The sequence below is a fragment of the Rhodoferax sp. BAB1 genome (assembly GCF_013334205.1).
Classification (GTDB): Bacteria; Pseudomonadota; Gammaproteobacteria; order Burkholderiales; family Burkholderiaceae_C; genus Hylemonella.
In genome coordinates this window covers 3382850-3401172 of sequence record NZ_CP054424.1, presented here as the reverse complement: position 1 = coordinate 3401172, position 18323 = coordinate 3382850, and the positions used below count along the sequence as shown (strand labels likewise).

Sequence of the window (18323 nt, the reverse complement as noted above, 5' to 3'; positions counted from 1 at the left end):
ACCTTGGAAATTGCAGGCGCCAACTTCAGAAAAGCAGGCAGCATATTTTGATACCTCCACCTCTCATCCCGCCTTGGTGCGTAGCCAGCACCCCCATGGGGCAGTTTGGCCTGGATTTTGCTTGTCATTGGTGCATTTCTTAAAAATTCTGGTTTTTGCACCAGACAAAAGCATTTTTTCGGAGATCTCACAATGGACGCACTAAAGCAGGGCGCTGATGCCCTGTTCATCCTGCTCGGCGCCATCATGGTCCTGGCCATGCACGCCGGCTTTGCCTTCCTGGAGCTGGGCACCGTACGGCGCAAGAACCAGGTCAATGCCCTGATCAAGATCCTGGTGGACTTCTCGGTCTCCACCGTGGTCTATTTCCTGGTCGGTTATGGCGTGGCCTATGGCACGAGTTTTCTGGTCGGTGCCGAGCAGCTGGTGGCAAAGAATGGTTATGAACTGGTGAAGTTCTTCTTCCTGCTGACCTTCGCCGCGGCCATTCCGGCCATCATCTCGGGCGGCATCGCCGAGCGCGCCAAGTTCTGGCCGCAGCTGATCGCCACCGCCATCATCGTCGGTTTTGTCTACCCCTTCTTCGAAGGCATCGTCTGGAACCAGGGCCTGGGCGTGCAGGCCTGGATCAAGGCCACGACGGGCGAGGAATTTCATGACTTCGCAGGCAGCATCGTGGTCCACGCCGTGGGTGGCTGGATCGCGCTGCCGGCCGTGCTGCTGCTCGGGGCACGTTACAACCGCTACCGCAAGGACGGCGGCGTATCGGCGCATCCGCCTTCGAGCATTCCCTTCCTGGCCCTGGGCGCCTGGATCCTGACGGTGGGCTGGTTCGGCTTCAACGTCATGAGCGCCCAGACCCTGGACAAGATCTCCGGCCTGGTCGCCGTGAACTCGCTGATGGCCATGGCCGGTGGCACCCTGGCCGCGCTGGCGCTGGGCCGCAACGACCCGGGCTTCGTGCACAACGGGCCACTGGCCGGTCTGGTGGCCGTCTGCGCCGGCTCGGACCTGATGCACCCCATGGGCGCATTGGTGGTGGGCGGGGTGGCCGGTGCCATCTTCGTGCTCATGTTCACGCTGACACAGAACAAATGGAAGATCGACGACGTGCTGGGTGTCTGGCCGCTGCACGGGCTGTGCGGCGCCTGGGGCGGCATCGCCGCCGGCATCTTCGGCAGCAAGGCCCTGGGCGGCCTGGGGGGTGTCACCCTGACGGGCCAGCTGATCGGCACCGGCCTGGGCGTGCTGTGGGCCCTGCTGGGCGGTTTTGTGGTCTACGGTGTGCTCAAGCTCACCATGGGCCTGCGCCTGAGCCAGGAGGAGGAGTTCGATGGCGCCGACCTCTCCATCCACAAGATCGGCGCCACGCCGGACCGCGACGTCAACTGGTGAAGCCGGCGGGTCGGCTGCCCGTGCGTTCCAGCAGCCAGGGCCAGACCCGCTGCTCCAGCGACCAGCGGCCGGGCCCGTAGATGGCCAGTCCTGCCAACAGCGCGCCCCAGAGGATGTGCTGTTGCAGGGCGGCCGGCGCGATTTCGGCCAGGCTGAGCACGGCGACCACGTTCACCACGCTCAGGCCCAGGGCGGCGAAGCGCCCGCCCAGGCCAAACAGCAGCAACACCGGCAGCAACAGTTCGCCGGCCGTGCCCAGAGCGGCCGCCAGCGGTGGTGAGAGCCAGGGCACCTGGTATTCGTCCTCGAACAGGGCCAGGGTGATCTCCCAGTCGCGGATCTTGGTCAGGCCCGAGAGGAAAAAGACCTGGGCCAGGTAATAACGGGCCAGCAAGGCGGCGGCCGGCTGCAGCGCCGCCAGGCCGCGACTCAGGCGGGACCACAGGCTCAGAAACAGATGCCAGGTCGCTTGTACTGTCGTTTTCATGGTGTCGCCTTGTCGCGAGATGTGGATGGAGCGTTCAGCCGGCGCGGCCATCGTTGGCCACGACGCCAAGCAGCAGGCCTTCGTGGACCGCCGGGGCCAACCAGGCCTGGAAATCGAACGCCGTCGCCTCAGCCAGCGCCTGGTGCAGGCTCTGGCCGGCCAACAGCGCTGCGACAAAAGCCGCCTCCCCGGGCTGTGCGACCCGCAACAGGGGGCGGTACGCCTGGCGCCAGACCAGGGCGGTTTCGCCCAGACCAGCAGCCAGGCACCGGGCCGCCCGCTCAAGCTCGGGGGGATCAATGGCGTGGGCATCGATCAGCGTCGCCACCGGCCAGCGGCTGACCAGGCAGACCGTGCCGGGCGCGAGCACCAGCGACAGATCGTCCGGATCGACACTCGCCAGCAAGGCGTAACTTTGTGGATCGGGCTCGGCATCGGCCGCCGTGGCGGCTTCGTGCAAGGCCCATTCGGTGCGTGCCACATCGGCTAGATAAGGCTCGGCGGCGGCCAGGTCGGGCAACTGCTCGATCAACTGCGCCAGCGCACCGCCCCACAGGGCGATATCTCCGCGCAGCGGTGGCCGCTCAGACCAGAGCTTGCGCGCCAGCGCGTCGAAGTTTTCATCCCCCAGCAGGCGCGCCAGCACCGGGTAGGCGGCACCCAGGGTGCGCGTGGCCTGGGCCGCAGCGTGGCTGCGATAGGCAGCCAGCCCGCGCCACAGATGGGCGGAGGCGTCGGCGCCCGCGGCATCAGTGTGCCCGGACAGCAGGTCCCGGGCGGCATCGTGCGTCGGCGCCCATAGGGCACTGAGCAAGGTTTGTTGCCAAACCTCCAGTGTCGGAGCGGCAGACGGCGCGTTCAGGCGCATGCTGTCTCCGGCGCAGGAATAGGCAGGGCCGCCGCGCGGGCCGCCTCGTCGAGCAGCACGGACAGCGCCGGGACCCCGGTGTCCCACTCGATCAGCGTGGGCACCGGGCCCAGCCGCGCGCGGGCATGGGCATACAGGGCCCAGACTTCTTCGCACACGCGGCTGCCATGGTCGTCGATGACCATTCGCACGCCGGCTTCTGCCACCTCGGCATGGCCGGCCAGGTGGATCTCGCCCACGTGGGCCGGGTCCAGCGCATCGATGGTCCGGCGCACGGCCGCCAGCGGCTCGACCCCCTCCCCGCGCAGCGCGGCATTGCGTGCATTGACATAGAGGTTGTTCACGTCCAGCAGCAGGCGGCAGCCGCTGCGCCGTGCCAGTTCACTCAGAAACTGCGCTTCGTCCATCTCCTGTCCCGGACAGGGGATGTAACTGGACAGGTTCTCGACCAGCAAGGGACGGCGCAACCGCTCCTGCACCTGCTGGACGTTGCGGCACAACACAGCGAGTGCCTCTGAACTGAAGGGAATGGGCAGCAGGTCGGCCGCATGCACGACCGCGGATGGTCCCGCCAGGGGCGCACGCGCAAAACAGGCGTGCTCACTGACCAGCAGGGGCTCGATGCGCTGCACCAGGGCCGCCAGGCGGTCCAGGTGCCAGGGGTCGATCCCGGCCACCGAGCCCAGCCCCAGGCCAACCCCGTGCAGGCTGACCGGGTAGTGGGCACGCCCCTGTTCGAGCACAGCCAGCGCGGCGCCACCGGCGCCGAAAAAATTTTCCGAATGGACCTCGAGAAAAGCCAGTGCCGGTAATGCTTCCAGCACTTCGCCGTAGTGCGGATGCCGCCAGCCTATGCCCACGCCCGCCACCTCGTTGGGGGCGGCGGCAGGGGGCACGAGCCGGCGCTCCACCATGGCTGGATCAGCTCTTTTTGCCGGCGGCCATCTTGGCTTCGTCGACAGTCATGCCCATCATCTGTTTGCAGGTGCCCTTGGCCACGTATTTCCACTCACCCTTGTCGTTGTCCAGCTTGGACTGGCCGGCACAGGAGTGCGAGCCCGAGAGGTTGGCGCAGTCGTTCTGGCCGGCCTTGGCGATGCCGTAGCATTTTTCCTTGCTCTGTGCCATGGCCGGGGTGGCCACGAACAGGGTAGAGAGGAGGGTGGCCGCAGCGGCGGCGACGATGGCACGTTGGTTCATGAAATGACTCCTGGTGGATAAGACCGGACGACCATCGTCCGGCTACAGGTTTGGTCGGGTCCTGTCCCGTTTTCTTACAGAAGGTCGGCAATGTCGTCCCAAGCCTCGGGCGGAATGCGTCCGGTATAGGTCTTTTCCACCTGGCCGTTCTTGTTGATGATGAAGGTGGCCGGCAGCAGGGATTTGGCGCCAAAGCTGTCGGCATACCCTGCCTGACCGGCCCACAACTGCGGAAAGCGTTGCGCACGCGGCACGGTCATGGCAATGATCTGTTCGTAGGCGTGGACGTCCTGCACGCGCCGGTCCGTGCTGACCAGCACCATCTCGAAGGGCTGGGCGCGCCAGCCCTCGTAATTGGCGCGCAGCTCGGACATCTTGTCCCGACACACCGCACAGCTGGTCGACCAGAAAACCACCAGCACCACCTTGCCCCGCAGGCTGGCCAGGTCAAAAGCCTGGCCGCCCAGGGTCTGGCCGCTGAGGCGGGGCTGGCCTGCCTCGCTGGGCTTGGCGGGTTCGCGCACCGCCTGCGCCGGTACCGCCATGGAAAAGGCCAGGAGGGCCAGGGTCAGGAGACAGCCGCTGATTTTGCGCATGATGGAACTTCCAAAGGGCCTGGTTTGTCGCGTCGGAGCGATAGATTCTTACAGTTTCGGCGTCTGGCCGCATTTTTATCTGGCGTTTCCTGGAAATCGCGCATAATGATTTCGTACTGCTGTATGACGGTGGTATTTATTAGCGGTGATTCGTCGGTTTTGCGTTTGCTTTAAGTCTTCAGTGCTTTGTTGCTCGCGGCTATCGGACTCCATCGCCTTATCTGAGTCTTTTTGAGGAGTCCTTTGATGGGCAACAAACTTTACGTGGGCAACCTGCCCTATTCCTTCCGCGACGAAGATCTGCAACGCGCCTTCTCTGCCCATGGCAGCGTCAGCAGCGCCAAGGTCATGATGGAGCGCGACACCGGCCGTTCCAAGGGTTTCGGTTTTGTCGAAATGGGTAGCGATGCCGAGGCACAAGCCGCGATCGCCGCCCTGCATGGCCAGCAACAAGGTGGCCGCGCCCTGGTCGTCAATGAAGCCCGTCCGATGGAAGCCCGTCCCCCCGCAGCGGCGGCGGCGGCGGTGGTTATGGCGGCGGTGGTGGTGGCGGCTACGGTGGTGGTGGTGGCGGCGGTTACGGCGGCGGTGGCGGTGGCCGTCGTGAAGGTGGCGGTGGTGGCTACGGCGGTGGCCGCAGCAGCTACTAAGCTCCAGCCCCCCAAAAAAAGGACCCCGCGCGGGTCCTTTTTTCATGGTTTTTCCTAGGCTGCAGCACCTTGTCTGAACCGGATTTCTGTGTCAATAATAAAAAAATGGGGGCCGTGAAGCCGCTCACAGGGATTGCGGTGATCTGCCGAATTCGCATTCGTCGACACGAATTGATTGCGTTTCTGGGACTCCATCGCTTGTTTTTGGTTTTTCAGGAGTCCCCGCATGGGCAATAAACTTTATGTCGGAAACCTTGCCTATTCCGTTCGCGACAGCGACCTGGAACAGGCCTTCAGCCAGTTCGGTGCTGTCAGCAGTGCCAAGGTGATGATGGAGCGCGACACCGGCCGCTCCAAGGGTTTCGGTTTCGTCGAAATGGGCAGCGATGCCGAAGCACAGGCCGCCATCAACGGCATGAACGGCCAGCCCCTGAGCGGCCGCAGCATCGTCGTCAACGAAGCCCGTCCCATGGAGCCGCGTCCTCCGCGCACCGGCGGATATGGCGGTGGCGGCGGTGGTGGTTATGGCGGCGGCGGACGACGTGAGGGCGGCGGCGGTGGATATGGGGGCGGTGAGGGTGGGGGCGGTGGGGGCGAAGGCGGTTTCCGCAGCCCCTACGGCAACCCGCGCGGTGGTGGCGGTGGTCGTCGCGGCTACTGAGCCCGCTGGCGTTTTCCGTGACAGGCCCCGTAAGGGGCCTTTTTCTTTAGGTATACGCGGGTTCCCTATGCTGGCAGCCGCAGCAAGGGCGCTGCGGCTGCCCTGGGGCATCACAGGGATGACACGCGATGCTTGCGCGGCCGCCCGGCCAGCAGACGGTCGAACAGTGCGTCGGGCAAGAGCCGCAGCAACTTGGCCGCCACGCCCATCTGCCAGGGTATGACGCGGTAACTGACCCCGGCCTCGATTGCTTTCAGGGCGCGTTCGGCAAAAACCGGTGCCGGCATCAGGAAGGGCATGGGGTAGCGGTTCTGTTGCGTCAGTGGCGTCTTGATGTAGCCCGGCGCGAGCGTCACCACACGCACGCCGCTGCCACGCAGTTCGCCGCGCAGGCTTTCGCAATAGCTGATCACGCCGGCCTTGCTCGCACAGTAGGCCCCATGGCCGGGCAGGCCGCGGATGCCGGCCACGCTGGCCACGCCCACCAGGCGACCGGAGCCGCGAAGGCGCATGGGCGCGATGAAGGGGTGGAAGGTGGCGGCCAGGCCGGTGTTGTTGACGGCAAAAGTACGCGCCATGACCGCCAGATCCTCATGCTGGGCCGTATCCATGCCGATGCTGATGCCGGCATTGGCCACCACCACGTCGGGCAGGCCCTGCTGCGCCAGGCAAGCCTGTCCGGCCGCCACGATACTGGGCACATCCGCCACGTCGGCGGCATACAGACGATAACGCGCTGCATCGAGCCGATGGGCCTCGGCCCACTGCTGCATCTCATGCACACGCCGCGCCACCAGGGCCAGGTCGTAGCCGGCCTGGTAGCAGCGCCAGGCCAGGGCCTGGCCGATGCCGCTGGAAGCGCCCGTGATGAAGACCAGCTTGCGCATCGAGGACGGCTCAGCGTTCCGGCGGGGGCAGCAGGATGCCACGCACGCGCCCGCGCAACTCCATGACTTGGTCGAAATTGCTGTAGTCCAGGCTGTCGGCCGTGATGCGATCACTGCCGCGCACAAGCTCGACCGGCTTGTGCGACTTGATGCGTTCCTCTTCGAGGTAGGCGTGCAGAAATTCACCGCTGAAGCTCACACGCGGCAAGGGGGTGCCGCTGCGGTCCACCGTGGCTTCACGCACCACCTGGGCGTCGCCGATGAGTTGCACCTCGGTGGCATCGTTGTTGGCCAGGGCACGTTTGGCGGTTGCAACGGTCAGGTAACCACGCTGGTTGAAGCTGCGGATCCGGACCCGGTCGATCTCCAGCACATCGGTATGCGGGTAATGGCGGGCCTGCTCGCCATAGACCTCACTTTTGAGCCGGCCATTGCCGTCGAAGGTCTTGATGGAGAAGCGCTCCATCTGGTAGTCAGGGTCCTCGCGCAATGGCTGCTCCGTCACCCCGGGCTCGAGCAGGGGCGTGCTGCGCACCAGCCAGTAGGTGCCCAGCGCCAGCAGGCCCATCAGCATGATGGGCAGGTAGATCGACAGCCGGTCCCAGGCCAGGCGCACAAAGCGGATCACTGGCCGTACTCCTGCAACAGCTCGGCATACCGGCCACTGGCTATCAGCAGCAGGTCGCAAAACTCGCGGGCCGCGCCCGACCCGCCCGGCACTCGGGTGACATGGTGCGCACAGGCGCTCGCTTCGGCGTGGGCATTGGCAGGAGCACAGGCAAAAGCACAGCGCCGCATGACCGGCAGATCCGGCCAGTCGTCGCCGATGGCTGCCGCCTGCGACCAATCCAGCCCCAGGGCTTGCAGCGTCAGTTCGGCCGCCGGCCGCTTGTCCTCGGTGCCGTAGTGAACGTGGTGGATGCCCAGCGCCTGGAGGCGCACGCGCAGGGCCGGGCTGTCACGGCCGGTGATCACCGCCGGCGTGATGCCGGCGCGCTGCAGGAGCTTGAGGCCGTGGCCGTCGAGCGTGTTGAAGCGTTTGAGGCTTTCACCGCTCTCGCCGATGTACAGGCCGCCGTCGGTCAACACACCGTCGACGTCGAAGAAGGCGACACGGACGCCCTGCGCGCGCAGCAAGAGCTCGGGCGCAAAGTTCAGTGCCGGTCGCAGAGGGTTCATATGACTTTCGAACGCATCAGGTCGTTGCTATTCAAAGCCCCGCACAGCCGTCCTTCCCCATCGACCACCAGCACACTGGTGATGCGGCGCTCCTCCATGATCTCGGCCGCCTCCACCGCGAGGGCATCGTGCCCGATGGTGACCGGATTGGGATGCATGAACTGCTGGGCACTGCCCGTGCGCATGTCCACACCCTTTTCCAGCAGGCGTCGCAGGTCGCCGTCGGTGAAGATGCCCAGCACCCGGTCCTGCGCATCCACGATGGCCGTGGCCCCCAGGCCCTTGGCGCTCATCTCGCGCATGATGACGCTGAAGCCGGCGTCGGGGCCGACCTTGGGCACGGCATCGCCCTGGCGCATCACGTCGCTGACATGTGTCAGCAGCTTGCGCCCCAGCGAGCCGCCGGGGTGCGAGCGGGCAAAGTCCTCTGCCTTGAAACCGCGCGCATCGAGCAAGGCCACGGCCAGGGCATCGCCCAGGGCCAGCTGCGCCGTGGTGCTGGCGGTGGGTGCCAGGTTCAGGGGACAGGCTTCCTTTTCGACGCCGGTGTCCAGCACCAGATCGGCATGACGACCCAGGGTGGACTGGGGCTGGCCGGTCATGGCGATCAGGGGCACGCCCTGGCGCTTGAGCACCGGCAGGATGGCCGTGAGCTCTTCGGATTCGCCGCTGTTGGAGATCGCCAGCAGCAGATCGGCGGCGGTGATCATGCCCAGATCACCATGGCTGGCTTCGGCCGGGTGCACGAACATGGCGGGGGTTCCCGTGGAGGCCAGGGTGGCCGCCATCTTGCGGCCGATGTGCCCGCTCTTGCCCATGCCCATCACGACCACCCGTCCGGGCACCTTGAGCATCAGGCCCACGGCCTGGGCAAAGTGGTCGCCGATGCGCTGGCGCAGGCCCAGCACGGCGGCGGCTTCGATCTCGAGGGTTTCGTGCGCAAGCCGGATGACCCGGTCTGCGTCCAGGGGTGCGGGTACCTGCTTGCTGTCGCTCATGCATGGATTCTATCGGGGCCTACTGTCTTGCTAGTATCCGGGTATGACCGGGCTTGAACTCACCTTGATCTACCTGCTGGCGGCCGTGCTCGGGGTGGTGGTTTTTCGCAGTCTCAAGCTGCCCCCCATGCTGGGTTATCTGGCCGTCGGCGTGGTGATCGGACCCAATGCGCTGGCACTTGCGCAGAACTCGGAAGGGATCCGGCACTTGGCGGAGTTCGGCGTGGTGTTCCTGATGTTCGCGATCGGCCTGGAGTTCAACCTGCCACGCCTGCGCGCCATGCGTCGCCACGTTTTTGGCCTGGGCCTTCTGCAAGTGGTGTTCACCATGCTGCTGACACTGGCCGGCGCCTACCTGCTGACCCTGCTGCTGCCCGATCTCTGGTCGATCAGCTGGCAAACCGCCCTCGCGCTCTCCGGGGTCATGGCCATGAGCAGCACGGCCATCGTGGTCAAGCTCATGGCCGACCGGCTCGAACTGGAGTCCGAACATGGCAAGCGTGTCATGGGCATCCTGCTGTTCCAGGACCTGGCCGTGGTGCCGCTGCTGGTGCTGATCCCGGCCCTGGGCAGCCCCGCCAATGAACTGCTGGGCTCGCTCGGCCTGGCCCTGCTCAAGGCCGTTGCGCTGCTGGCCCTGCTGCTGCTGGGGGGCCAGCGCCTGATGCGCCGCTGGCTCACCCTGGTCGCGCGGCACAAGAGCAATGAGCTGTTCATGCTCAACCTCCTGCTGATCACACTCGGGCTGGCCTGGCTGACCGAGCTGGCTGGTCTGAGCCTGGCGCTCGGCGCCTTCGTGGCCGGCATGCTGATTGCCGAAACCGAATTCAAGCACCAGGTGGAAACGGACATCCGCCCCTTTCACGATGTGCTGCTCGGCCTCTTCTTCATCACCATCGGCATGATGCTGGACTGGAGCATCGTGTGGCAGCGCTGGCCGCTGGTCCTCATGCTCATGGTTTCTTCCCTGCTGCTCAAGCTGGTGCTGATCACCCTGCTCACGCGCGCCCTGGGTGCCACCATGGGCGTGGCATTGCGCACCGGGTTGTACCTGACGCAGGCGGGTGAATTCGGCTTCGTGCTGCTGACGCTGACGCATCAGCAGGGTCTGATCGAAGCAGCCATGCTCAACCCCATCCTGGCCTCCATGGTGCTGTCCATGCTGGCCACGCCTTTCATCATCATGTACAGCAACCGGCTGGTCTTGCGGCTGGTCGCCAGCGAATGGCTGCAGCAGTCGCTGCAGATGACCAGCATCGCGCGCCAGGCCATCGGCACCAGTGGCCACGTCATCATCTGCGGCTACGGCCGCTGCGGCCAGAACCTGGCACGCATGCTGGAAGGCGAGAAGATCCCGTACATGGCGCTGGACCTCGACCCCGACCGGGTACGCCAGGCCACGGCCGCCGGCAACAGCGTCGCCTATGGTGATGCCGCACGCCTGCAGGCCCTGATGGCTGCCGGTCTGGGTCGCGCCAGCGCCGTTGTCATCACCTACCTGGATATCCCGGGGGCCCTGAAAGTGCTGGCCAGTGTGCGTGAGCACGCCCCGAATGTCCCGGTGATCGTGCGCACGCAGGACGATTTCGCACTGGACCGGCTGCGTGCGGCCGGGGCCACCGAGGTGGTGCCCGAGTCGATCGAGGGCTCGCTGATGCTGGCCAGCCACGCCCTGGCCCTGGTGGGCGTGCCGATGCGCCGTGTGATCCGTCTGGTGCAGGACCAGCGCGATGCCCGCTACAACCTGCTGCGCGGTTATTTCCACGGCGCCGACGACAGTGCGATCGATGATGGCGCGCAGGAGCGCCTGCAGTCCCTCACCCTGCCGGCCGGCGCCCATGCACTGGGTCAGTCGCTGGGCGCGCTCCTGCCCCGCCTGGCCGACACCCGCATACTCAGCCTGCGCCGGCGCAACGGCAAAAGCCTGAGCCCTGACAACGGCCTGACGCTGGAGGACGGTGATACGCTGGTGCTTTCCGGGCAGGCCGAGGCACTGGCACTGGCCGAGGAAAAACTGCTGCGCGGTTGAAACGCTGCTACACCATCACTCCACGCCTTGAGTCCACCATGCAGGATCACTACATCACCGACTATCTGAGAAACCATATCCGCACCGTGCCGGACTGGCCGTCACCTGGGGTGCAGTTCCGAGACATCACCCCGCTGTTGCAGGACCCGAAGGTTTTCCGTGTCATGGTCGACGCCTTCGTGCATCGCTACATGGACCCGGGCATGCGTCCGGACGTGGTCGCCGGGCTGGATGCACGCGGTTTCATCCTGGGCTCGGTGATCGCCTATGAACTGGCCGTGGGTTTCGTGCCCATCCGGAAAAAGGGCAAGCTGCCCTTCACGACCGTCGAGGAAACCTACGAGCTGGAATATGGCAGCGCCACGGTGGAGTTGCACACGGATGCCGTCAAGCCCGGCCAGCGCGTCCTGCTGGTCGATGACCTCATCGCCACCGGCGGCACCATGATGGCCGGCAAGCGGCTATTGGAAAAACTGGGGGCGCAGGTGGTGGAAGGTGCCGCCATCGTTGACCTGCCGGAACTTGGCGGCTCCGCCCGTTTGCGCGAAGCCGGTCTGGCCCTGTTCACCCTGCTCGATTTCGCCGGCCACTGAGACGCCTGACGGCACCGGGGACAGGGATCAAATCAGGTCGCCGTACTGGGTCCGGCTCAGCGGCAGGCGCTCCACCTCTTCATCCATCCGCGTTTCCTCGAATTCGGTCGGAGGAAATTCGGTAGGGGCAAAGTCTGCCGGTACAGGCCTGGCCGTTGCAGCCAGACGGCCTTTATCACCCGAGGCCAGCGCTTGCTTGAAAGCGTTGACCTCGTCGGGACGGATGGGTTCGAAGCGGCGTTTGCGATCGCCTGCTGCAGGCGGGACCGGCATGGACTCGGGGCGGGTTTCCCTGGCAGGAGGGACGGCCGAGAGCGCCACACCAAGTTCGCTTTCAGGTCGCGGCTTGCGCAAGACCGGCATGCTGGTCTTGCCCAGCTCATTGATGCGCCAGTACACGGCGGTCACATCTATCTTGTGCCGCTGACGCGCGTTCTGGGTGACGACCGCCTCGATCTCGGCCAGCTGGCCGATGTGCTCTGCCATCTCCTTGGGCAGGTCCATCATGATCAGGTACTGGCTGCCGCGCGAGTCGAGCGACAAGACCTTGTATTTGTAGCTGGACGAGAGCATGCCCACGCGCGCCATGGACTCGCGCACCACGGCGTACAGCAGTTCCCGGCGCTCCAGCCGCTGGGTCTTGCGGTCCAGGGCCTGCTCCTCATCAGGCGGCAGATTGGTCGGACCGGCATCCTCCACAGGCGGGGTTTTGGCCGTGGATTTTTTCGAGAAGAAGTTGTCCAGACGTACCATGTTTTGTTCCGATGGTGCAGCTTGCACAATAGGGGCGCAGACGGGTGAGCCTGCAAACCGCATTTTCTTCCTAAATACTCAGCCGTGCAGCGACTGTGGCCCGGTCGGCGTAAGCAATTGTTTCCAGGTCCATCTGGCGCGCAAGCGGTCTGCACTGCACAGTACGCCCATTTCCCGGCCTTGACAACGGGCCTGCGGCCATCCGGCATACACCGGCTTATTTGCCGATGCAGAAACGGGAAAAAATGACCCCCAGCAGGTCGTCCGACGTGAACTCCCCGGTAATTTCATTGAGTGCGTTCTGGGCCAGGCGGAGTTCCTCGGCCAGCAGGTCCAGCGCCTGGGCCTGAGCAGCCAGGTGGGCCGCTGCCTGCGCCAGATGGTCCCGCACGCGATGCAAGGCCTGCACATGGCGTTCGCGTGCGATATAGAGCCCTTCGGGCGCGGCCTGCCAGCCCACGGTTTCCAGCAATTGGCGGCGCAGCGCCTCCAGGCCGGTCCCGGTCTTGGCCGACAGGCTCAGGCCCGAGGCGGGCCCGGGCGCCGCGTCGGCCTTGTTCCAGACATCCAGCACCGGCACCCGTGCTGGCAGGCGTTGCGCAAGCATCCGGCTAATGTCCTCATCGGCCAGGCGATAGTCGGGCAGGGCCTGGCGCGTGAGATCGTGCAGAAACAGCACGGCATCCGCGGCCTCGATCTCGGCCCAGGCACGGGCGATGCCGATGCGCTCCACCTCGTCGCTGCTCTCGCGCAAACCGGCGGTGTCGATCACATGCACAGGCACGCCTTCGATCTGGATGGTCTCTTGCACCTTGTCACGCGTGGTACCGGGTATGGGCGTGACGATGGCCAGTTCGGCCCCGGCCAGGGCATTGAGCAATGAGCTTTTGCCGGCATTGGGCTGGCCGGCGATCACCACCTTGATGCCCTCGCGCAGCAAACTGCCCTGGCGCGCATGCTGCAGCACGGTCCCGAGCTGCTCCTGCAGGCGTCGCAACTGCCCCTGCGCGTCGGCCTTCTTCAGGAAGTCGATCTCTTCTTCGGGAAAATCGAGCGTGGCCTCCACCAGCATGCGCAGCTGGATCAGGGCCTCGCGCAACACGGCGATCTCGCGCGAAAAAGCCCCGTCCAGCGAACGGCTGGCACTGCGTGCGGCCGCTTCGGTGCTGGCATCGATCAGGTCGGCAATGGCCTCGGCCTGGGCCAGGTCGATCTTGTCGTTGAGAAAGGCGCGCTCGGTGAACTCACCGGGCTGCGCCAGCCGCAGGTGTGGCAGACAGGCTGACCCCTTGTGCGCATGGGCCTGGGCCGCGACCTCCAGGCAGCGCGCCAGCAGCAGCTGCAACACGACCTGGCCGCCATGCACCTGCAGCTCCAGCACGTCCTCGCCGGTGTAGGAATGCGGGGCCGGGAAATGGATGGCCAGGCCATGGTCCAGCACCTCACCCGCAGCATCGCGCAAGGGCAGATAGGTGGCATGGCGTGCTTGCAGATCGCGGCCGCACAAGGCGCTGACGAAGGCGCCCAGGCCACGGCCACTGACCCGCACGATGCCAACCGCTCCACGCCCTGGAGCGGTGGCGACGGCGACGATGGGTTCCTGTTGGCGTGCCAGCATGCTGCGCTATTTTGCGGCCATGTGGCCTGCAATTGAAAGGGCCGCTAACGCGGCCCTTGTGTCTGTGCTTACTTGAACTTCGGCAGGTTGAACTGCGGGGGGACACCCATGCGGGTGTTGATGACCCACTGCTGGGCGATCGACAGGATGTTGTTGGTCAACCAGTACAGCACCAGGCCCGACGGGAAGAAGAAGAACATCACGCTGAAGATCAGCGGCATGAACCACATCATCTTGGCCTGGATCGGATCCGGCGGCGTCGGGTTCAGGGCCGTCTGCAACATGGTGGTGACCGTCATCAGCAGCGGCAGGATGTAATAGGGGTCTTCTGCCGACAGGTCCTTGATCCACAGGATCCAGGGTGCGTTGCGCATTTCCACGCTGGACAGCAGCACCCAGTACAGGGCAATGAAGACCGGGATCTGGATCATGATGGGCAGGCAGCCGCCCATGGGATTGACCTTCTCTTCGCGGTAGATGCGCATCATCTCCTGCTGCATCTGCTGGGGCTTGTCCTTCAGGCGTTCGCGCATCTCGGTGATACGCGGTGTCACCGCCTTCATTTTGGCCATGCTGGCGTAGGCCTTGGCGTTCAGCCAGTAGAAGGCGATCTTGAGCAGCAGCACCAGGGCCACGATGGACCAGCCCCAGTTGTACAGGATGCTGTTGAGTTGATCCAGCAACCAGTACAGCGGCTTGGCCAGGATGGTCAGCCAGCCATAGTCCTTGACCAGTTCCAGGCCGGGCGCAATGGCTTCCAGCTTCTTTTCTTCCTGCGGCCCAACGAACAGGCGCGCCTCGACGCTGCGGCTGGTACCCGGCGCCACGGCTTCCAGCGGGGCAATCATGCCGACCGCATACAGATTGGTGTCGACCTTGCGTGCGAAGATTTCACGCTGCACGCCTTCGCCCAGCAACCAGGCACTGGCAAAGTAGTGCTGGACCATGGCCACATAACCGTTGGGCGACTGTTTCTCGAACTCGGCCTTGTTCTTCTCGATGTCGCTGAACTCGACCTTCTGGTATTTCTTGGCGTCGGTATACACCGCCGGACCGGTGAAGGTGGAATAGAAGGAGGACTCACCGGCCAGCTTGTTGCCATCGCGCACCAGCTGCAGATACAGCTGGGGGGCCGCCGGCGCGCTGCCCACGTTCTGCACTTCGTGCTTGACGTCGATGGTGTAACTGCCGCGCTTGAGGGTGTAGGTCTTGAGCAGTCGCACACCGCCGATTTCCGGCGACTCGAACTTCACCACCAGTTCATCGACCCCATCCTTGAGCTCGCGCACACCGGGCAACAGCTTCATGGGCGTCTTGTGCGTCGGAAGGCTTCCGCCGGCGGCGCCGGCAATCAGACCGGACTGGGAAAGATAGACACGGTCCTTGCTTTCATCCAGCAAGACGACATAGGCCTCCGGATTTTTCTGGTCGCGGTGCTTCAGAAACTCGGAGCGGACGAGTGAGCCGCCTTCGGTGTCGAAGTTCAGCTTGAGCACGTCGCTGCTCACCTGCACCCGCTCGCGGACCACGGGCACCTGCGCCTCTGCCTTGGCTATGCGATCGCTGCTGTTGCCGGCCGACTGCTGCACGGGCGTGGCGGCCGGCACTGCTGCCGGCATCGAGGTCGCCGCTTCTGGCGCCGCGGCTGCCGTCTTGGCGGGCGGGCCGGGGAAGAAGGTGGCCTGACGGCCATTGTGGATCTGCCACTGGTCCCACAGCAGGACCAGGGAAAAACCAAAAATCACCCACAGGATGGTGCGGCGAATATCGTTCATGAAGACTTCTTTTCAGAGGAGGAAGTAAGCAGGCCGGTGAAGAGACCGGGTTTTTGCACAGGCACAGGATCATGCCCGCCATCACACCAGGGATGGCAGCGCAGGAGCCGGCCGACGGTCAGGTAGCTGCCAGCCAGGGCACCATGCTGGCGCAATGCATCGATGGCATAAAGCGAGCAGCTTGGCTCAAACCGGCAGGCCGAGCCCAGCCAGGGGCTCAGAAAGAAACGATAGCCCTTGACCAGTCCGATAAGCAGTTTGCTGATCATGCCGCACCTTTGGCAGGCCGCAGGACCTTGCTGAAGAGCTGTTCGATCTCGCCACGCACTGCGTCACGCAGGACATCGGATGCCGGGCTGGTGAACTGCAGGCGGTCAAAAGTGCTGCGCAGCCGGACGAGGTAGGCATGCGCAGGCAGTGCCGGTGCATGCTGCTCGGCAAGGCTGTAGATTTGTCGCTTGATCAGATTGCGCGTCACGGCGCGACGCGCCCAGCGCTTGGGAACCATCGCCCCGATCCAGGGACCTTCAGAAGCAAAGGGGGCCTGTGACACGGCTTGCGTGCCTGAGGCCTCCAGAACCATGCGATGCATGACGAAGTGTTCCGTCCGGGCAAAGGGGGGACACGCCAGCACGACCTGAAACTGTTCCCGGGTTTTCAGTCGCCGCGCCTGCATGCTGCGCCGTTGAATGCACTGCGCAAAACCGGTACAGGTCTCTGGCAGTGCCGTCGTCCGGCTTAGACGGCCAGACGCTTGCGGCCCTTGGCGCGGCGTGCGTTGATCACGGCACGACCGCCACGGGTTTTCATGCGGACCAGGAAACCATGGGTGCGCGCACGGCGGATCTTGGAAGGCTGATAAGTACGTTTCATCTCGAAATCCTAGTAAGCGGTGGAGTTTTTCTGTCCATGCGGTCGCGCTACCCTCAGCGGTAGCGATTCCCATGAAATGTCCCGACCACAGGTCCGTGACCTCGGTTGCGGCCTTGCGGCGCAGTCCGGGCACGTCACAGGCCTCGGGAAAACCATCGATTATCGCAAAAATTTCCAATGCTGGCAATGTCTTGGCTTTCTAAATGCGTGCAGCACATGAGGCCCGCCCAGCCCCGGGCCTTTTGTGGATAAATTCTTGATAATTTACAATTCGGGCTCTCGTTCAGCATAAATATCCACAATAATCAGTACGCATGAGTGAGGAACAAAACAACAAACACGCCGCAAGCATTGGGCAGGAAGCAGGCCAGGGATTGTGGCAGGCCTGTGTTGATCAGCTGGCCCAGGAACTGCCCGAACAGCAGTTCAATACCTGGATCAAACCCTTGACAGCCCAGGTGGCTGAAGACTTTTCCCGGGTCACTCTTTTTGTCGTCAACCGCTTCAAACTGGACTGGGTGCGTGCCCAGTACAGCCATCGCATCGCGGCCCTGCTCGAGAAGGTGTATGGCCAGCCCATGCAACTTGAGTTGGCGCTCACCCTCAGAGAAAATCAGGTCCGACCTAAAGAGTCATTGGTCGAAGCTGATGTTCTGCCGGCCGAGGAATCGTATGCGGCAAGCGCGGAACGTAACCATCTGGCGAACCGGACCCGCCTCAACACCGCCCTGACCTTTGAAACCCTGGTCGAGGGCACGGCCAACCGCATGGCGCGCGCTGCCGCCATGCATGTGGCCAGTTCCCCGGGCCAACTCTACAACCCCTTGTTCATCTATGGCGGGGTCGGCTTGGGCAAGACCCACCTGATGCATGCCGTGGGCAACCGGCTGCTGGCCGAACGTCCCAACGCCAAGGTTCTCTACATCCATGCCGAACAATTCGTTTCGGATGTGGTTAAGGCCTATCAGCGCAAGACTTTTGACGAATTCAAGGACAAATACCACTCGCTCGACCTGCTGCTGATCGACGATGTGCAGTTCTTTGCCAACAAGGACCGCACACAGGAGGAGTTCTTCAACGCCTTCGAAGCCTTGCTGGCCAAGAAATCCCATATCGTGATGACCAGCGACACCTATCCCAAGGGCCTGCTCGACATTCACGAGCGCCTCGTGTCACGCTTTGATTCCGGGTTGACTGTGGCCATCGAACCCCCCGAGCTGGAAATGCGGGTGGCCATCCTGATCAACAAGGCACTGAGTGAAGGCAGCGAGATGCCCGAGGAAGTCGCCTTCTTCGTGGCCAAGAATGTGCGCTCGAACGTGCGCGAACTCGAAGGTGCCTTGCGCAAGATCCTGGCTTATTCGCGCTTCAACCAGAAGGAAATTTCCATCCTGCTGGCCCGCGAGGCCTTGCGGGATCTGCTGTCCATCCAGAACCGGCAGATTTCCGTGGAAAACATCCAGAAAACGGTGGCTGACTACTACAAAATCAAGGTCGCCGACATGTATTCCAAGAAGCGGCCGGCCAGCATTGCACGCCCCCGACAGATTGCCATGTACCTGGCCAAGGAACTGACCCAGAAAAGCCTGCCGGAGATCGGCGAACTGTTTGGTGGTCGCGACCACACGACCGTCCTGCATGCGGTCCGCAAGATTTCCGGGGAACGCCAGCAATTGACCGAATTGAACCAGCAACTGCACGTACTCGAACAGACTCTCAAAGGATAGAAGGAGCCATCACCCGACATCAAACAGCGACCCA

General features: G+C 64.0%; 20 protein-coding genes and 1 pseudogene. 6 read left to right on the top strand and 15 right to left on the bottom strand.

Features of this window, described 5'->3' with window-relative positions:
- The first annotated feature begins 192 nt into the window (after positions 1 to 192).
- Positions 193 to 1395 carry an ammonium transporter gene (locus tag HTY51_RS16500; protein WP_174253748.1) on the top strand — a complete coding sequence of 401 codons (1203 nt, stop codon included), beginning with the start codon at positions 193 to 195 and terminating at the stop codon, positions 1393 to 1395.
- Here HTY51_RS16500 and HTY51_RS16495 read toward each other — a convergent pair.
- The 5 genes from HTY51_RS16495 to HTY51_RS16475 all read right to left on the bottom strand — a co-directional run bounded on the left by HTY51_RS16495 (position 1385) and on the right by HTY51_RS16475 (position 4546).
- Entirely contained in the window at positions 1385 to 1882 is a 498-nt protein-coding gene (locus HTY51_RS16495) for a DoxX family protein (protein WP_174253747.1), read from the bottom strand. The genes HTY51_RS16500 and HTY51_RS16495 overlap by 11 nt on opposite strands.
- Positions 1883 to 1916: 34 nt before the next feature.
- Positions 1917 to 2750: a DNA-binding domain-containing protein gene (locus tag HTY51_RS18810; RefSeq protein WP_174253746.1), complete on the bottom strand. Its 834-nt coding sequence runs from the start codon at positions 2748 to 2750 to the stop codon at positions 1917 to 1919.
- Positions 2741 to 3646 carry a DUF692 domain-containing protein gene (locus HTY51_RS16485; protein WP_254606912.1) on the bottom strand — a complete coding sequence of 302 codons (906 nt, stop codon included), beginning with the start codon at positions 3644 to 3646 and terminating at the stop codon, positions 2741 to 2743. Before HTY51_RS16485 ends, HTY51_RS18810 begins: the two co-directional genes overlap by 10 nt.
- A gap of 25 nt (positions 3647 to 3671) precedes the next feature.
- Positions 3672 to 3950: a DUF2282 domain-containing protein gene (locus HTY51_RS16480; RefSeq protein ID WP_174253744.1), complete on the bottom strand. Its 279-nt coding sequence runs from the start codon at positions 3948 to 3950 to the stop codon at positions 3672 to 3674.
- Between the two features lie 74 nt (positions 3951 to 4024).
- On the bottom strand, positions 4025 to 4546 hold the full coding sequence (locus HTY51_RS16475; RefSeq protein WP_174253743.1) for a peroxiredoxin: 522 nt from the start codon (positions 4544 to 4546) through the stop codon (positions 4025 to 4027).
- Between the two features lie 246 nt (positions 4547 to 4792).
- Between HTY51_RS16475 and HTY51_RS16470 the strand changes: the two are divergent.
- Together HTY51_RS16470 and HTY51_RS16465 are read left to right on the top strand one after the other, a co-directional pair.
- Positions 4793 to 5196 (top strand): annotated as a pseudogene (locus HTY51_RS16470) (RNA recognition motif domain-containing protein).
- A gap of 226 nt (positions 5197 to 5422) precedes the next feature.
- On the top strand, positions 5423 to 5857 hold the full coding sequence (locus HTY51_RS16465) for an RNA-binding protein (RefSeq protein WP_174253742.1): 435 nt from the start codon (positions 5423 to 5425) through the stop codon (positions 5855 to 5857).
- Between the two features lie 110 nt (positions 5858 to 5967).
- Here HTY51_RS16465 and HTY51_RS16460 read toward each other — a convergent pair whose 3' ends face one another.
- Genes HTY51_RS16460 through HTY51_RS16445 form a run of 4 tightly spaced genes read right to left on the bottom strand, consistent with a single transcriptional unit; the run spans position 5968 to position 8921 of the window.
- Positions 5968 to 6744: an SDR family oxidoreductase gene (locus HTY51_RS16460; RefSeq protein WP_174253741.1), complete on the bottom strand. Its 777-nt coding sequence runs from the start codon at positions 6742 to 6744 to the stop codon at positions 5968 to 5970.
- 10 nt (positions 6745 to 6754) lie between these two features.
- A complete protein-coding gene (gene lptC, locus HTY51_RS16455) occupies positions 6755 to 7372 on the bottom strand; it encodes an LPS export ABC transporter periplasmic protein LptC (RefSeq protein WP_174253740.1) in 618 nt (205 codons plus the stop codon).
- Positions 7369 to 7923, bottom strand: coding sequence for an HAD family hydrolase (locus tag HTY51_RS16450; RefSeq protein ID WP_174253739.1), 555 nt, complete (start codon positions 7921 to 7923; stop codon positions 7369 to 7371). The genes lptC and HTY51_RS16450 overlap by 4 nt, the downstream gene beginning before the upstream one ends.
- Positions 7920 to 8921: an SIS domain-containing protein gene (locus HTY51_RS16445; RefSeq protein ID WP_174253738.1), complete on the bottom strand. Its 1002-nt coding sequence runs from the start codon at positions 8919 to 8921 to the stop codon at positions 7920 to 7922. Before HTY51_RS16445 ends, HTY51_RS16450 begins: the two co-directional genes overlap by 4 nt.
- A 43-nt stretch (positions 8922 to 8964) precedes the next feature.
- On the opposite strand from HTY51_RS16445, the gene HTY51_RS16440 reads away from it, so the two are divergent.
- Together HTY51_RS16440 and HTY51_RS16435 are read left to right on the top strand one after the other, a co-directional pair.
- Entirely contained in the window at positions 8965 to 10950 is a 1986-nt protein-coding gene (locus HTY51_RS16440) for a monovalent cation:proton antiporter family protein (protein ID WP_174253737.1), read from the top strand.
- 38 nt (positions 10951 to 10988) lie between these two features.
- The gene (locus HTY51_RS16435) at positions 10989 to 11543 is read left to right on the top strand and encodes an adenine phosphoribosyltransferase (protein WP_174253736.1); all 555 of its coding nucleotides are present in this window, start codon (positions 10989 to 10991) and stop codon (positions 11541 to 11543) included.
- 27 nt (positions 11544 to 11570) lie between these two features.
- Here HTY51_RS16435 and HTY51_RS16430 read toward each other — a convergent pair whose 3' ends face one another.
- From HTY51_RS16430 to rpmH, 6 genes are all read right to left on the bottom strand, one after another.
- The gene (locus HTY51_RS16430) at positions 11571 to 12296 is read right to left on the bottom strand and encodes a hypothetical protein (protein ID WP_174253735.1); all 726 of its coding nucleotides are present in this window, start codon (positions 12294 to 12296) and stop codon (positions 11571 to 11573) included.
- Positions 12297 to 12513: 217 nt separating this feature from the next.
- On the bottom strand, positions 12514 to 13914 hold the full coding sequence (mnmE, locus tag HTY51_RS16425) for a tRNA uridine-5-carboxymethylaminomethyl(34) synthesis GTPase MnmE (RefSeq protein WP_174253734.1): 1401 nt from the start codon (positions 13912 to 13914) through the stop codon (positions 12514 to 12516).
- Positions 13915 to 13982: 68 nt separating this feature from the next.
- Positions 13983 to 15689, bottom strand: a complete 1707-nt coding sequence (gene yidC, locus HTY51_RS16420; RefSeq protein WP_174253733.1) for a membrane protein insertase YidC — start codon at positions 15687 to 15689, stop codon at positions 13983 to 13985.
- Complete coding sequence (gene yidD, locus HTY51_RS16415; RefSeq protein ID WP_174253732.1) at positions 15686 to 15958, bottom strand: membrane protein insertion efficiency factor YidD; 273 nt, start codon at positions 15956 to 15958, stop codon at positions 15686 to 15688. The genes yidC and yidD overlap by 4 nt, the downstream gene beginning before the upstream one ends.
- Positions 15955 to 16365, bottom strand: coding sequence for a ribonuclease P protein component (gene rnpA / locus HTY51_RS16410; protein ID WP_174253731.1), 411 nt, complete (start codon positions 16363 to 16365; stop codon positions 15955 to 15957). Before rnpA ends, yidD begins: the two co-directional genes overlap by 4 nt.
- Positions 16366 to 16427: 62 nt before the next feature.
- Positions 16428 to 16562 (bottom strand): 50S ribosomal protein L34, encoded by a 135-nt coding sequence (gene rpmH, locus HTY51_RS16405; protein ID WP_006299042.1) that lies wholly within the window; start codon positions 16560 to 16562, stop codon positions 16428 to 16430.
- Positions 16563 to 16876: 314 nt separating this feature from the next.
- Here rpmH and dnaA point away from each other — a divergent pair, with 314 nt between their 5' ends.
- Positions 16877 to 18289, top strand: a complete 1413-nt coding sequence (gene dnaA, locus HTY51_RS16400) for a chromosomal replication initiator protein DnaA (protein WP_174253730.1) — start codon at positions 16877 to 16879, stop codon at positions 18287 to 18289.
- Positions 18290 to 18323: the final 34 nt, after the last annotated feature.

Bases quoted from the DNA above. Each gene is read 5' to 3' on its own strand.
- HTY51_RS16500 (WP_174253748.1), top strand. From the start codon at position 193: ATGGACGCACTAAAGCAGGGCGCTGATGCCCTGTTCATCCTGCTCGGC.
- HTY51_RS16495 (WP_174253747.1), bottom strand. From the start codon at position 1,882: ATGAAAACGACAGTACAAGCGACCTGGCATCTGTTTCTGAGCCTGTGG.
- HTY51_RS18810 (WP_174253746.1), bottom strand. From the start codon at position 2,750: ATGCGCCTGAACGCGCCGTCTGCCGCTCCGACACTGGAGGTTTGGCAA.
- HTY51_RS16480 (WP_174253744.1), bottom strand. From the start codon at position 3,950: ATGAACCAACGTGCCATCGTCGCCGCCGCTGCGGCCACCCTCCTCTCT.
- HTY51_RS16475 (WP_174253743.1), bottom strand. From the start codon at position 4,546: ATGCGCAAAATCAGCGGCTGTCTCCTGACCCTGGCCCTCCTGGCCTTT.
- HTY51_RS16465 (WP_174253742.1), top strand. From the start codon at position 5,423: ATGGGCAATAAACTTTATGTCGGAAACCTTGCCTATTCCGTTCGCGAC.
- HTY51_RS16460 (WP_174253741.1), bottom strand. From the start codon at position 6,744: ATGCGCAAGCTGGTCTTCATCACGGGCGCTTCCAGCGGCATCGGCCAG.
- HTY51_RS16450 (WP_174253739.1), bottom strand. From the start codon at position 7,923: ATGAACCCTCTGCGACCGGCACTGAACTTTGCGCCCGAGCTCTTGCTG.
- HTY51_RS16445 (WP_174253738.1), bottom strand. From the start codon at position 8,921: ATGAGCGACAGCAAGCAGGTACCCGCACCCCTGGACGCAGACCGGGTC.
- HTY51_RS16440 (WP_174253737.1), top strand. From the start codon at position 8,965: ATGACCGGGCTTGAACTCACCTTGATCTACCTGCTGGCGGCCGTGCTC.
- HTY51_RS16435 (WP_174253736.1), top strand. From the start codon at position 10,989: ATGCAGGATCACTACATCACCGACTATCTGAGAAACCATATCCGCACC.
- HTY51_RS16430 (WP_174253735.1), bottom strand. From the start codon at position 12,296: ATGGTACGTCTGGACAACTTCTTCTCGAAAAAATCCACGGCCAAAACC.
- mnmE (WP_174253734.1), bottom strand. From the start codon at position 13,914: ATGCTGGCACGCCAACAGGAACCCATCGTCGCCGTCGCCACCGCTCCA.
- yidC (WP_174253733.1), bottom strand. From the start codon at position 15,689: ATGAACGATATTCGCCGCACCATCCTGTGGGTGATTTTTGGTTTTTCC.
- yidD (WP_174253732.1), bottom strand. From the start codon at position 15,958: ATGATCAGCAAACTGCTTATCGGACTGGTCAAGGGCTATCGTTTCTTT.
- rnpA (WP_174253731.1), bottom strand. From the start codon at position 16,365: ATGCAGGCGCGGCGACTGAAAACCCGGGAACAGTTTCAGGTCGTGCTG.
- rpmH (WP_006299042.1), bottom strand. From the start codon at position 16,562: ATGAAACGTACTTATCAGCCTTCCAAGATCCGCCGTGCGCGCACCCAT.
- dnaA (WP_174253730.1), top strand. From the start codon at position 16,877: ATGAGTGAGGAACAAAACAACAAACACGCCGCAAGCATTGGGCAGGAA.